This is a genomic window from Thiohalobacter thiocyanaticus (assembly GCF_003932505.1).
In the GTDB taxonomy this organism is placed as follows: Bacteria; Pseudomonadota; Gammaproteobacteria; order Thiohalobacterales; family Thiohalobacteraceae; genus Thiohalobacter; species Thiohalobacter thiocyanaticus.
The window spans coordinates 737989-752672 of record NZ_QZMU01000001.1 but is presented as its reverse complement, the minus strand read 5'-3'; the positions used below and the strand labels follow the sequence as shown (position 1 = coordinate 752672).

The 14684-nt window shown below is 59.2% G+C and carries 6 protein-coding genes and 2 pseudogenes; 7 read left to right on the top strand and 1 reads right to left on the bottom strand.

The genetic code is table 11. The features are described 5' to 3' along the window. Positions 1 to 44: 44 nt before the first annotated feature. From D6C00_RS03485 to D6C00_RS03455, 7 genes and pseudogenes are all read left to right on the top strand, one after another. On the top strand, positions 45 to 617 hold the full coding sequence (locus tag D6C00_RS03485) for a CNP1-like family protein (RefSeq protein WP_158675274.1): 573 nt from the start codon (positions 45 to 47) through the stop codon (positions 615 to 617). 24 nt (positions 618 to 641) lie between these two features. Further along, a complete protein-coding gene (gene parE / locus D6C00_RS03480; RefSeq protein WP_125180330.1) occupies positions 642 to 2534 on the top strand; it encodes a DNA topoisomerase IV subunit B in 1893 nt (630 codons plus the stop codon). 305 nt (positions 2535 to 2839) lie between these two features. Then, complete coding sequence (gene parC, locus D6C00_RS03475) at positions 2840 to 5092, top strand: DNA topoisomerase IV subunit A (RefSeq protein WP_125180329.1); 2253 nt, start codon at positions 2840 to 2842, stop codon at positions 5090 to 5092. Between the two features lie 54 nt (positions 5093 to 5146). Then, the gene (locus tag D6C00_RS03470) at positions 5147 to 5389 is read left to right on the top strand and encodes a hypothetical protein (RefSeq protein WP_125180328.1); all 243 of its coding nucleotides are present in this window, start codon (positions 5147 to 5149) and stop codon (positions 5387 to 5389) included. Positions 5390 to 5591: 202 nt separating this feature from the next. After that, on the top strand, positions 5592 to 10400 hold the full coding sequence (locus D6C00_RS03465; RefSeq protein WP_125180327.1) for an RHS repeat-associated core domain-containing protein: 4809 nt from the start codon (positions 5592 to 5594) through the stop codon (positions 10398 to 10400). 13 nt (positions 10401 to 10413) lie between these two features. Continuing rightward, on the top strand, positions 10414 to 10716 hold the full coding sequence (locus tag D6C00_RS03460) for a hypothetical protein (RefSeq protein ID WP_125180326.1): 303 nt from the start codon (positions 10414 to 10416) through the stop codon (positions 10714 to 10716). Positions 10717 to 10771: 55 nt separating this feature from the next. Beyond that, positions 10772 to 11158, top strand: a pseudogene (locus tag D6C00_RS03455) (transposase); the annotation flags it as partial. Positions 11159 to 11202: 44 nt separating this feature from the next. On the opposite strand, the pseudogene D6C00_RS03445 reads toward D6C00_RS03455, so the two are convergent. Then, positions 11203 to 14641: pseudogene (locus D6C00_RS03445) on the bottom strand (EAL domain-containing protein). Between the last annotated feature and the right edge of the window lie 43 nt (positions 14642 to 14684).

Below are 14684 nucleotides of genomic sequence, written 5' to 3'. Positions count from 1 at the left end.
TTCAGGGGCTGTACAATGTCGCCACCATGCCGAACGGAGACGCCGTGAACAGTTCCCGCTTCCCCTCCCTTGCCCGCCCGGCCGCCGCTGTGTTGGCGCTGCTGCTGGCGGGCGGCCTCGCCCCGGCCCAGGCCGTCGATGAGGACGTCTATCCCCAGCACGAGTACGTGGGACCGGACGATGATGATAAATGGCAGGAGCTGGAGACCCGCCTGCCGGCCTTCCCCGATCCCGGGCAGTTCCGCGCCCTGCCGTCCCAGCTGCCGGATACCCGGCTGGAGATCCAGCTCGATCCCGATTCCATTCGGGTCGACGAGGACGGCGTGATCCGTTACCTGTTGCGTATCCAGTCCCCGGGCGGGGCCGGCAACCTGTTCTACGAGGGCCTGCGCTGCGAGACCGGCGAGTACAGGACCTACGCCTACGCCACCAGCGGCGACAGCTGGCAGCGGATGCGCGGCGCCGACTGGCAGGGCCTGAACTCGGGCGGAACCGCGCGCTACCGGCGGTTTCTCCATCAGCACTATTTCTGCGAACCGACCGAGGGGAGCCTGTCAGTGGACGAGATCCGCAAACGGGTCCGCTACGGTGCGCCGCGTTTCTACGATGATCCCTGACCCGACCTTACTGATCCTTTTCCCATGAGCCAGCAAGCCTACGATTCCGCCTCCATCGAGGTGCTCAGCGGTCTGGACCCGGTGCGCAAGCGCCCGGGCATGTATACCGACACCACCCGCCCCAATCACCTGGGCCAGGAAGTGATCGACAACAGCGTCGACGAGGCCGTCGCGGGCCATGCCAAGCGCATCGATGTCACCCTGTACAAGGACGGCTCGCTGGAGGTCAGCGACGACGGCCGCGGCATGCCGGTGGACGTGCATCCGGAGCAGGGCGTGCCGGGGGTGGAGCTGATCCTCACCCGCCTGCACGCCGGCGGCAAGTTCTCCAACAAGAACTACCAGTTCTCCGGTGGCCTGCACGGCGTGGGCGTGTCGGTGGTCAACGCCCTGTCCAAGCACCTGGAGGTGTGGGTGCGCCGTGGCGGCAAGGAATACAACATGGCCTTTGCCGGCGGCGACAAGGTCTCCGAGCTGGAGACGATCGGCACGGTCGGCAAGCAGAACACCGGCACCACCCTGCGTTTCTGGCCGGATCCCAAATACTTCGATTCCCCGAAATTCTCCCTGCCGCGGCTCAAGCACATCCTGCGGGCCAAGGCCGTGCTCTGTCCGGGTCTGCGGGTGCGCCTGCATGACGAGGCCAGCGGCGAGAAGCTGGAATGGCAGTACGAGGGCGGACTGCAGGATTACCTGACCGAGGCGCTGAACGGCGCCGAGCGCCTGCCCGAGCCGCCCTTCACCGGCGATCTGGCCAGCAGCCACGAGGCCGCCGAATGGGCCCTGTGCTGGCTGCCCGAGGGCGGCGAGCCGGTGGCCGAGAGCTACGTCAATCTCATCCCCACCGCCCAGGGCGGCACCCACGTCAACGGCCTGCGCACCGGGCTGACCGAGGCGCTGCGCGAGTTCTGCGACTTCCGTAATCTGGCGCCGCGCGGCGTGCGGTTGGCGCCCGAGGATGTCTGGGACAGGTGCAGCTATATCCTCTCGGTCAAGCTGCAGGACCCGCAGTTCTCCGGCCAGACCAAGGAGCGCCTCTCTTCGCGCGAATGCGCGCCCTTCGTCTCCGGCGTGGTCAAGGACGCCTTCAGCCTGTGGCTGAACCAGCACACCGAGGCCGGCGAGCGCATCGCCATGCTGGCCCTCCAGGCCGCCCAGAACCGGCTGCGGGCCGGGAAGAAGGTGGTGCGCAAGAAGGTCACCTCCGGCCCGGCGCTGCCGGGCAAGCTGGCCGACTGCACGGCGAGCGATCCCAAGCGCACCGAGCTGTTCCTGGTCGAGGGCGACTCGGCCGGCGGCTCGGCCAAGCAGGCGCGCGACCGCGAGTTCCAGGCGGTGATGCCGCTGCGCGGCAAGATCCTCAACACCTGGGAGGTGGACCCGGCCGAGGTGCTGGCCTCGCAGGAGGTGCACGACATCGCGCTGGCCATCGGCGTGGACCCCGGCTCGGACGAGCTCAAGGGCCTGCGCTACAACCGCATCTGCATCCTGGCCGACGCCGACTCCGACGGCCTGCACATCGCCACCCTGCTGTGCGCCCTGTTCGTGCGCCACTTCCGTCCGCTGGTCGAGGCCGGGCACATTTACGTGGCCATGCCGCCGCTGTACCGCATCGACGTCGGCAAGCAGGTGTTCTATGCCCTGGACGACGCCGAGCGCCAGGGCGTGCTCGACCGCATCGCCGCCGAGAAGCTCAAGGGAAAGGTCAATGTGCAGCGCTTCAAGGGCCTGGGCGAGATGAACCCCATGCAGCTGCGCGAGACCACCATCAACCCCGACACCCGCCGCCTGGTGCAGCTGGTGCTGGAGGCGGGCGACGACACCAACGCCCTGATGGACATGCTGCTGGCGCGTAAGCGCGTCCCCGACCGCCGCGCCTGGCTGGAAAGCAAGGGCAACCTGGCCGATGTGCCGTGAAGATCAAGAGCGCCACGGAATACACGGAAAACACGGACAATATAATGGCAAAAACTGCCGAGACTCCGCCCGACTTGATGCCCGTCATTCCGGCGCAGGCCGGAATCCAGAAACCGCCGTGGTCAATGGATTACTCGCTGCGCTCGCCCTACGGGCCGCCCTTTGGGCGTTCAACGCGCTGCGCGCTTTTGTCCGGCCTGCGCCGGAATGACGGGAAATGTTTAAGAATTCTCAGGCCCAATTTCACTAATGTCCGTGCTTTCCGTGTTTTCCGTGGCTATCGATTTTATTAAACGACTATCCTTATGAAAAACGACGAACTGAATTTCGAGGGCGTTGAACGCCTGCCGCTGAAGGAGTTCACCGAGAAGGCCTACCTGGACTATTCCATGTACGTCATTCTCGACCGTGCCCTGCCCAACATCGGCGACGGCCTCAAGCCCGTGCAGCGGCGCATCGTCTACGCCATGTCCGAGCTGGGGCTGTCTGCCACCGCCAAGTTCAAGAAGTCGGCCCGCACCGTGGGCGACGTGCTGGGCAAGTTCCACCCCCACGGCGACAGCGCCTGCTACGAGGCCATGGTGCTGATGGCCCAGTCCTTCTCCTACCGCTACCCGCTGGTGGACGGGCAGGGCAACTGGGGCTCGCCGGACGATCCCAAGTCCTTCGCCGCCATGCGCTACACCGAGGCGCGGCTGGCGCCGTATTCCGAGGTGCTGCTGCGCGAGCTGGGGCAGGGCACGGTGGACTGGGAGCCCAACTTCGACGGCACCCTGGACGAACCCTCACTGCTGCCGGCGCGGCTGCCGAACATATTATTGAACGGCGCCTCCGGCATCGCCGTGGGCATGGCCACCGACATCCCGCCGCACAACCTGCGCGAAGTGGCCGCCGCGGCGGTGAAGCTGCTGGAGAAGCCCAAAACCACGCTCGCCGAATTGTGCGAGGACGTGCTGGCGCCGGACTTCCCCACCGGCGGCGAGATCATCACGCCGCGCGCGGAACTGCGCAAGGCCTACGAGACCGGCAGCGGTTCGCTGCGGGTGCGGGCCCGCTTTGAGCTGGATCAGGGCGACATCGTCATCACCGAATTGCCGCACCAGGTGGCCGGGTCGCGCATCCTGGAACAGATCGCCCAGCAGATGCAGGCCAAGAAGCTGCCCATGGTGGAGGACCTGCGCGACGAGTCCGACCACGAGAATCCCACCCGCCTGGTCATAGTGCCGCGTTCCAACCGGGTCGATGTCGAGGCCCTGATGTCGCACCTGTTCGCCACCACCGATCTGGAGCGCAGCTACCGCATCAACCTGAACATGATCGGCAACGACGGCCGACCCCAGGTCAAGCACCTCAGGCAGATCCTGGGTGAATGGCTGGAGTTCCGCACCGCCACCGTGCGCCGGCGTCTGGAATACCGCCTGGACAAGGTCGACAAGCGCCTGCACCTGCTGGAAGGCCTGCTGATCGCCTTCCTCAACATCGACGAGGTCATCGCCATCATCCGCAGCGAGGACGAACCGAAACCCGTGCTGATGAAGCGGTTCAAGCTCAGCGAGGTGCAGGCGGACTATATCCTCGACACCAAACTGCGCCAACTGGCCCGGCTGGAGGAGATGAAGATCCGCGACGAGCAGAAGTCGCTCCAGGAGGAAAAGGACTGGCTGGAGAAGACCCTCGGTTCGGCCCGCCGGCTGAAGACCCTTATCCGCAAGGAGATCGAGGAGGACGTGGAGAAATACGGCGATGAGCGCCGCTCCGTCCTGGTCGAGCGCGAGGCCGCCCAGGCCCTGGATGAGACCGCGCTGATCCCGACAGAGCCCATGACCGTCATCCTGTCCGAGAAGGGCTGGGTGCGCGCCGCCAAGGGCCATGAGGTGGACGCCAGCACCCTGGCCTACAAGTCCGGCGACGGCTATCTGGCCAGCGCCCGCGGCCGCAGCAATCAATTGGCCGTGTTCCTCGATTCCACCGGCCGCACCTATGCATTGCCGGTACACAACCTGCCCTCGGCCCGCGGCCACGGCGAGCCCCTGAGCGGCCGCGTCAACCCGCCCGACGGCGCCACCTTCGCCGGCCTCATGCTGGGCGACCCGAACGACGAATACCTCATCGCCAGCGACGCCGGCTACGGCTTCGTGGCGAAACTGGAGGATCTGTATGCGAAGAACAAGAACGGCAAGGCCGTGCTCAATCTGCCCAAGGGCGCGAAGGTGCTGCCGCCGGTGCAGGTAACCGATTACGACAGCGACCGTCTGGCCACCATCAACAGCACCGGTCAGATGCTGGTGTTCCCGTTCAAGGACCTGCCGCGCATGGCAAGAGGCAAGGGCAACAAGATCCTCGGCATCCCGGCCAAGAAGGCCGCCGCCCGCGAGGAGTACCTGATCGGCATCGCCAGCATCCCGGCAAAGACCGAGCTGATCGTCGAGGCCGGCAAGCGCCACCTGCGCCTCAAGCCACCCGAGCTCGATGAATACATTGGTGACCGCGGCCAGCGCGGCAAGAAGCTGCCCCGCGGCTTCCAGAAGGTCACCCGTATAACCACCGATGAAAAATAGCTCTTCCCCTCTCCCCCTTCAGGGGGAGAGGAACAGGGTGAGGGGGAACGCATCATGAACACCACCAACCAGAATCATCCCACCAAGAAATACGGCATCCGCGGCCGTCTCCCCGAAGGTGATCCCATGGCCCTGCCACACCTGCTCGGCGAGGACTGGCACTGGGAGCACTGGTACGCCACCAAGGCCGAACGCGACGCCGTTTTCGAGGAAATGCAGGCGCACTTCGACTACTACCGCTCCGGCGACTGGCCGAGTCAGGTGCTGGAGAAGGTTGAACGGAACAATAATTCATAATTACGAATTATATGGTTACTCCTTCCTGGGCCTCATGCCTTTATTCCCTGTCCCGGCCTGTTATCCGTCCCACGCAAATACTCCGACACGAAGCTCTCGTAAGCATTGGATTACAGAAAAAGTCGAGGTTTTGCCGTTGATACAAGATTAGCGGCGTGATTAAGTTAGGCGACCGATAAGAATTGATAATAAAGAGGCGCCTGTGATTTTTACGATCATAAAGCCATCTTTCGCTTTATCACGCTCACTTGTTTTTGTCCTGCGTTACGTATCTCGGATTAGCCCAAAAGGCGCAATCCGAAACTCACGTCCTGGCTCTGTCGGGTTACGCTACGCTAACCGAACCAATGAAAATTTCCCCATCCCCTTATGTGTAAGATATTTCGCTGCCGCCGCCGTTCAAGTGGTCTTTTTTGGTTATTCGTTTGCCGATACCTCAATCAATACTAGGTCGGTTTTTTCGCTTGATGAAACAACTACATCTGAAACGCCTATAACGGAATGGTACCGACCGAGCCAGTCAGAACTGGCGATTGAGAAGCTTTTTAATGTTCTGAATAGCCTTTCTGGTGATGGTGGTGAATATTTGGCGTCCAGTTTTATTTCCAGTCAACTAAAGGCGCAGAATGGGGAAGGGCTGCTCTTTTTGGATGTCTATGATGTCCAATCGACAATAGGGAGTTCTGAGGTTCCAACAGTAAGGATCGTTTGTGGAAACGGATATGTGTTTGACAATAGTAATAACAAATCATGGTGGGATTCCAATCCAAATCCTACCAAATCTTTTGATTTTCCTTATGGCCAAGCGATTTATGAGGCTTGCTTGGCGAATCCGTGTGTAGACGGTCAAGTCTATGATTCAGAATCGGGTCTATGTGTAGCAAATCCAAAGAACGCGCCCAACGGTTGCCCGACAGCAGGCAACCCGGTGGCTATGGCTACAGGCAACAAGTTTTCCAGCGTCTATCTTGGTACAGTGGGCGAAGACATAGAATTAATGTATATACACTCGGGTATCCCGGGTTCAGAGGTTGCCCATGGGATGGGTCAGCTTGGTAGTTTGGGTTCATACCGTTCGTTAGACGTCAATATGCGTGAAAGTCAGGTGATTGCGAAACGACCGAACGGCCAGGAGATAGTCTTTATCAATGTATCTGAAGTGTGGGTGGCTGATCCGGATCTGCAGTACGTATTATCTGAAGTGTATGAGGGCAATAATAGCCAGACGGGATGGACTTTAACTGGAAATGGTTGGGAAGAAAATTACACACTGGACGGTCGGATAACGGAAGTCATGCGCAATGATCAATTGATATTGACTTTCGGGTATGACCCGGATAATAGGCTGGAAAGCCTAACCAATAAATATGGGCAGTACATCAATATTTATTATGGTGTAGAAGGTCTAGTATATCAGATATTAGACCATTCCGGAAGAGCATGGGGCCTTTCATATGACGTCAGCAATAATTTGGAGTATGTATCCCTTCCGGACGGAAACGTCAAACAATTTCATTATGAACATGCTGGCATGCCCCACGTACTAACCGGGATTACCGACGAACGCGGCATCCGCTACGCCACCTACGAGTACTACACCGATGGCCGCGCCAAGGCCAGCTACCACGCCGGCAACGCCCAACGGGTCGATATCACTTACGACGACACCACCGGTACCCGCACCGTCACCAACTCCCGCGGCCAGACCACCACCTACACCACCGACGTCAACCTGGGCACCGCGCTTGTCACCGGCATCAGCGGCCCCGGCTGCAGCGCCTGCGCCAACGGCGGGGACACCAGTTATACCTACGACTCCGCCAACAACAACCTGTTGTCCAAGACCGAAAACGGTCTCACCACCCAGTACGGCGACTACGACGCCAAAGGTCAGTACGGCTACAAGGTCGAAGCCGTCGGCACACCCGAAGAACGTCGTATCGAATATGACTACGATCCGCGCTTCTACAACAAGATCACAGAAATCCGCGAACCTTCGGTCTACTCAAGCGCGCAGAAAATCACCAGCCGTACCTACGACGACTGGGGCAACCGCCTCACCGAGACGGTCAATGGTTTTGATCCCGACGGCAACCCGGTCACCCGCACCACCCGCTACGAGTACAACGGCCCCCTGCACCAGCTAAGCCTGATCGACGGCCCGCGCACCGACGTCAGCGATGTCACGCATTATCGCTACTACCCCAACGATCCGGCCTATGGCAACAATCGCGGCCGCCTGAAGGAGATCGAAAACGCCCACGGCGTCCTGATCCGCCGCGATATCCAGTACACTGCCACCGGCAAAGTGGCCTCGGAAACCCGTCCCAACGGCCTGCAGCTTGGCTTCACTTACTACATCGGCAACGACCGACTCCACACCCGCACCGAGACCGACACCTATACCGGTAAGACTCGCACTACCCGCTGGACCTACCTGCCCACCGGTGAGGTCGAGACCATCACCCAGGCTGATGGCGCTCCCGAGGCCACCGTGCTCAGCTTCGGCTACGATGATGCCCGCCGCCTGGTCCGGATCACCGATGGACTGGGCAATTACATCGAGTACACCCTGGACACCGAAGGCAATCGCGAGGCTGAGAAAATCTACGACAATGCCGGGGCCCTGAAAAAGCAGCTCACCCAGGCCTTCGACATCTACAACCAGCTCGATACCACGACCCAGGCCAACGAATCAGACGACTATGACTATGCTCCGGATGGAACCCTGAACCGCCGGACCGATGGCCGGGGCACGGTCACCGATTACAGCTATGACGCCCTGCGCCGCCTGACTCACACCGTTCAGGATGACGGCGGCAGCGATCCGACGACCGCTGATGCCGCCACCATCTACGATTACGATGCTCAGGACAATCTGACCACCGTCACCGACCCTATCGACGGCACCACCACCTATGCCTACGACGATCTGGGGAATCTGATCAGTCAGGCCAGCCCCGACACTGGCACGACCACCTTCCGTTACGATGCCGCCGGTAATCGGATCGAGAAAGCCGATGCCAAGGGCCAGGTATTCACCTACAGCTACGATGCCCTGAACCGCCTCACCGCCATCGACGGCCCCGGCGCGGAGAGCGACGTCAGCTATGTCTACGACACCTGCTCCAACGGGCAGGGTTTGCTGTGCCGGGTGACGCGTGGAAGCAGCGTGGTGGAGTACAGCTATACCGCCTTTGGCGAGGTGGCTGAGTCACAGGGCCTGGCCTACAGCTATGATCGCGCGGGGCGGCTGGCAGAAATCACCTATCCCTCTGGAGCGAAGGTCAGTTACGAGTATGACCCGGCAGGAAACGTTCAAACCCTTAAGATGACAAAGGATGGCAACAGCCTTCTTCTGGCAAGCAACATCCAATACACGCCCTTCGGCGATGTCAGCCATCTTGTCTACGGCAATGGCATCACCCTGTCGCAGGGCTACGATATCGCCCATCGACTGCAGAGCCAGAATGTTGACGGCACCCTGCAGATGGATTATTCACTCTATGACGGCAACGGGAACCTGCAGCAGCGCAACGAACTCATCAGTGGACAGTCAAGCACCTTCGGCTACGATGCTCTGAATCGACTGGATACGGCCGCAGGCAGTTTCGGACAGCATGATTATGTCTACGATCCCAATGGAAACCGCACGCAGCTGACAACCGATGCGGGAATGACCCAATACGGTTATACGCCACGCAGCAACCGCCTGACCTCATTGGACGGGGACAGTGGCGCGATCCAGCTTGACCCCAACGGCAATACGACCGTACTGCGTGGCCAGGTGCTGGACTACACGCCTGACAACCGCCTGAAGGAAGTCGGGGGGGTGGCAGTCTACAGCTACAATGGCCTCGGGCAGCGGACACGCAAGAATCGGCTGAACGAAAACCAAAGCATTGCCTACCTGTATGATCAGGCCGGGCAGTTGCGAGTCAAACGCACGGATGCGGGCGTGATCCAACGGGAATATGTGTATCTCAACGGCCGCCCACTGGCGGTAATTATCGCGGATCACGACGGCGACGGCGTCCCCGATAGTCAGGATAATTGCGTATATCATGTCAATCCTGATCAGTACGACAGCAACGGGGATGGATACGGTAATCGGTGTGATGCTGATCTCAATGATGACGGTTTTGTCAACTTGACAGATTTTTCACTATTCAGGCAGAGCTATGGATCAACCGACGAAGATGCTGATTTTGATGGGAGCGGATTTGTTAATCTGGCGGACTTATCTATTCTAAGGCAGTTCTATGCGGCGTCTCCTGGCCCTTCTGCTATAGAAGAGTCTGTGCCTGCGCAAAAAACTTACTATATTCACAATGACCACCTGGGTACGCCCAAGGCCCTGACCGACGAGAATGGGGCCAGGGTCTGGTCGGCGACCCATACGCCGTTCGGGAAGGCCACGGTCGACGAGGATCCGGACGGGGACGGGCGGGTGGTGATGTTCAATCTGCGGTTTCCGGGCCAGTATTATGATCGTGAGACGGGGCTGCATTACAACTACTTTAGGTATTATGATTCAAGCACGGGGCGGTATATTACTGCGGATCCCCTTGGCTTGAAAGGTGGGCTGAATGCATACGCATATGTCGGGAATAATCCGGTCAATTGGTATGACCCACATGGATTATGGGAGATGTACGGGAACTGGGGTGGCAGGAATTGGGCCGGTGGACAAAGTGGAAATAATATTCCAAATGATCCGCTTCCTCCGGTGGATAGCTTGGACGAGTGTTTTATGTATCATGATTACTGCTATGAGCAAAAAGAGAACACATGCAAACCGGATAGTCCACTAGACAATAAAATTGAGAGAATATGTGATGAGGCTTTATTACGTTGCATGCGAAACTTGCCATCAAATACTACAGAATGGCCTAAGCCTCCACAGAATTCGCCACCCAACCCCTTAACGGGTATGCCTGGTCACAACTCGTCAGCAGACGATTTTAGGGAAAAGGCTGATATGTTCTTTCGGCATAAATTGAATAGATGATTAGGGTAATGGAATGGCAGATAAAATAATAAAATGGGGGTTAATATCATCGTTACTATTCGTAAACCTTTATTTGATTTACTCATGGATTCTTGGTGGCGGGTTATTTGGTCGTATTGAAGCGCAATCCGATTTTGAGTTTGCATACGAGCTTTTTCGTTTTGGCGTTCCAGTTTTTATTATTTCATGCGTAGCGCTATTTATTCTGGTTCTGGCCCATAAAGAAAAGAGCGTTAATGAAGTGTTGAAATTGCCGGAATCAATCTCATTTATTATTAATGCTTTGATTCCCGTTGCGCTCTTTATCCTTCTGTAAGGGGGTGACGGGGTCAGGTCTTGCAATCCAACACCAATGAGCCAGGGAGGGCTCTATGGCGCGGCCGTTACGGATCGAGGTCGCAGGCGGGCTGTACCATGTCACCGCCCGTGGCGACAGACGCGAGGATATCTATGCCGATGAGGCGGATCGTCTGCATTGGTTATCCATCTTCGACGGTGTCTGTGATCGATTCAACTGGCGCTGTCATGGCTATTGCCTGATGACGAATCATTACCATCTGGTGGTGGAGACGCCCGAGGCCAATCTCTCCCGTGGGATGCGCCAGCTGAATGGCGTCTATACGCAGACCTTCAACCGACGTCATGGGTTGGTTGGGCACCTCTTCCAAGGTCGGTTCAAGGGGATACTGGTGGAACGCGAAGCTTACCTGCTGGAACTGTCGCGGTATGTTGTCCTGAATCCGGTCCGGGCCGGGATGGATTGCAAGACCTGACCCCTATGCTCGTGACCCCCATGCTCGGATTACTGAATCATCGCGAAGAGTTCATCCGCGCTCATCGGCCTGCCGAAGAGATAGCCCTGGGCGTAGTCGCAGCCCTGTTCCTTGAGTATCCGGCGCTGGTCTTCGGTCTCGACGCCTTCGGCGACGACCTTCAGGCCCAGGCTGTGGGCCATGGCGATGGTGGCCTTGACGAGTTCGAAGTCGTTGTTGTTGCCGGTGATTGCCTGGACAAAGCTGCGGTCGATTTTCAATACGGTGAAGGGAAACTCACGCAGGTAGCTCAGCGAAGAATAGCCGGTGCCGAAATCGTCCATGGCCAGCGACACGCCTTTTTCGCTCAGGGCTGACAGGGCCGCCTCGATATAGGACAGGCCGGTCATCAACACGCCCTCGGTGATCTCGATTTCGATCTGATCCCAGCCGATACCGGTATCCTCGACGCAGCGGGTGAAGAAGTCCACCAGGCCGGGATCGCGGAACTGCCTGCGGTGAGAAGTTGATGGCGATCGAGAACGGCTGGTCTGATCGCTGGTTGTGCCGGGCGGCGGTTTTCAGTGCCTCGGCCAGCACGAACTCCCCGATGGGGACGATCAGTCCCGTCTGCTCGGCGATGGGGATGAACTCGGCGGGCGAGACCTGCCCCAGGTCCGGGCTGGTCCAGCGCAGCAGGGCCTCCGCGCCGATGATAATCTGTCCTCCGAGTTCGATCTTCGGCTGGAATTCCAGGTGGAATTCGCCGCGTTCCAGGGCGCCGTTCATCTTTTCCTCGAGACTCAGCCGGCGTGACAGGCTTGCGTTCATCGCCTCGGTGAAAAAGGCAAAGGTGTTGCGGCCATGGGCCTTGGAGTGGTACATGGCGGAGTCGGCATTCTGCAGCAGCTTGAGTGCGCTGTCGGCATCGTCGGGATAGATGGAGATGCCGATGCTGGCGGTCAGCATGAGGTCCCGTCCGTCCAGGCGGAATGGGGTGCGGAAGCCTTCCAGTATCTGTTCGGCGACCTGGATGATGTCCCTGTCCGCATGCAGATTGCCGGCGAGCACGATGAATTCGTCACCGCCCAGGCGGCCGATGGTATCGACACCGCGTATGGCCTGACGCAGGCGTTTGGCGGCATCGACCAGGATCCTGTCGCCTGTGTCATGGCCCAGGGTGTCGTTGATTTTCTTGAAATCGTCCAGATCGATGAACAGGACACAGATCTTTTCGTCGCGGCGCCGTGCGTCCAGCAGCAGCTGGGACAGGCGGTCCAGGGTGAGGAAGCGGTTCGGGAGCCCGGTCAGCCCATCATAGTGGGCCTGGTAGAGTATGGTTTCTTCCGCCTGCTTGCGGGCGGTGATGTCGAGGTGGGTGCCGCTCATGCGCACGGGATCGCCATCGCCGTTGCGCTCCACCACCTTGCCGCGGGCGTTGATCCAGACCCAGTGACCGTCCTTGTGACGCTGGCGGAATTCAACATCGAAGTAGTCACTGTCACCGCTGAAGTGGGCGTCCAGTGCAGTCTGTATCTCACCCCTGTCGGCATCGTGGACGCTTTCGAACCAGGTGTCGATATCCACCGGCTCCAGTTCTTCCAGTCGATAGCCGATGATATTCGCCCAGCGCTCATTGACCACGAGCCGGCGACTGGGGATGGTCCAGTCCCAGGTGCCCGCATTGGTGCCTTCCAGGATATAGTTTCTGGCGGCCAGAATATCGCGTATCCGGGTTTCGTTTTCCTGGAGTTCCGCGGTGCGTGCCTTGACGGTCCGGTCCAGGATCCTGTTCCAGTAGAAACTGGCCGCCAGAACCAGCGTGGCGATGGCGGCAAGCCACCAGAGCATACGGTAGTCCGGTGTATGCTCGAAACGGATGGACATCCAGCGGTTGTATATGCTCTTGTGTTGCTCGGCGCTGATCGAGTCCAGGGCCTTCTGCAGGATACCGGTGAGTATCGGCCAGTCATTGCGCACGGCCATGGCCTGGGAGTTGAAATAGGGCGTGTCACCGGCAACACGCACATTGTCTATCTGGTGTCTGCCCATATAGTAGGTTGCTGTCACCACATTGCCGATGAATGCATCGATGTCTCCGGATGCGACCCGCTTGAGACCTTCGGCCGGGGTTGCCACCGTGATCAGATCGAGGCGGGGATAATCATTGTTCAACCAGTCCTGGATGGCATATCCCGCCACGACGGCCACCCGCATGCCTGAAATGTTCTCCAGATCGCCGATATAGGACACATCGTCCCTGGTGAATATGCGAATGGGCATTTCCAGATAGGGATGGGTGAATCGCAGGTACTCCTCCCGCTGCGGTGTTCTGGCGACGGAGGCGAACATGTCCGCCTGACGTGCTTTGAGCGCATCCACGCCCTGCTGCCAGCTGAGTCCTTCCATGATGCGGAAATCGATTCCGAGTCTTTGTTCGAGTTGCGTCAGGTAATCCAGTGATATCCCGCTGTACTTCCCGGCCTCGTCCCGGTATTCCACCGGTGCCCAGCCAGGATCAAGGGCCACCCGGATCTCGGGATTGGCTTCCAGCCAGTTGCGTTCCTCCGCTGTCAGGTGAAGTGTGTTTGCCGTCCCGCTTCTGTACAGCCACTTGTCCTTGAGCCGGTCCAGCTCCTTGTTCTCCATCATCCGGTTCAGGGTTTTCTGGATGGCTGAATGCAACAGCGGGTGGCGTGTCGAGACGGCGAAGTGGAGCTTGAGCCGGCCGATTTCATCCGCAGGGAGCTCCCCGGCGATCCCGAGATCGGTGATCATGTGGTGACGCAGGTAATAGCCGGCATGCGTGGCGTTGTCGATGTAGTAGTCCGCGTCCCTGGACCGCAGGGTACGATATGCCTGGTCGATACTGTCCACCAGGACGAAATTCAGCCCGGGGTAGCGTTCCATTATGATGCGGGTCTGCTGGAAGCCGGAGACCAGTACCAGCCGGGCCTGACGCAGGTCTTCCATGCTGCGTATCGGTTTCGAGTCGGCGCGGCCGATGGCGACGAAAGGTGAAATCAGTACCGGATCGCTTTCGAGCAGATACTCCGAGCGATCACCGAAGCTGGAATAATCATTCAGCAGGTCCGCGGTGTTGTCGCGCAGGGCCTGGATGGACCCGGTGTAGCTCGCGTCGAAACGACGATAGCTGAGCCCCAGTTTGGTGCTGATGACCTCCAGCAGTTCGTTCAGGTAGCCCCGCGGTGCCCCGTTTTCAATGAAGCTGAGCGGCGGCTGGCCGCGGATCAGGGGGACACTCAACTCCCCGATCTGCTGCAGATAGCGGGTCTCGGCCGGACTCAGCCGTAGTTCACTGTGCGTTGGTCCGTCCGCGTATTCCGGGTCAAACGGGTGTGCATACACCTTGCCGCAGGCAAGGCTCAGAAAGAGGTAGAGAATCGTGGCGGAGCCTGGAAAGCAACGGGCCCGCCGAAAGACCGGCCACCGGGGTGGCCGGTAGTGCAGGGCAGCGGGTAATCTCATGATGCGGAGAAGGCGTGAGTGCTGTGGTTCATGGGTCGTCGGG

Coding starts and splice junctions, on each gene's coding strand:
- parE (WP_125180330.1), top strand. CDS start 642: ATGAGCCAGCAAGCCTACGATTCCGCCTCCATCGAGGTGCTCAGCGGT.
- parC (WP_125180329.1), top strand. CDS start 2,840: ATGAAAAACGACGAACTGAATTTCGAGGGCGTTGAACGCCTGCCGCTG.
- D6C00_RS03470 (WP_125180328.1), top strand. CDS start 5,147: ATGAACACCACCAACCAGAATCATCCCACCAAGAAATACGGCATCCGC.
- D6C00_RS03460 (WP_125180326.1), top strand. CDS start 10,414: ATGGCAGATAAAATAATAAAATGGGGGTTAATATCATCGTTACTATTC.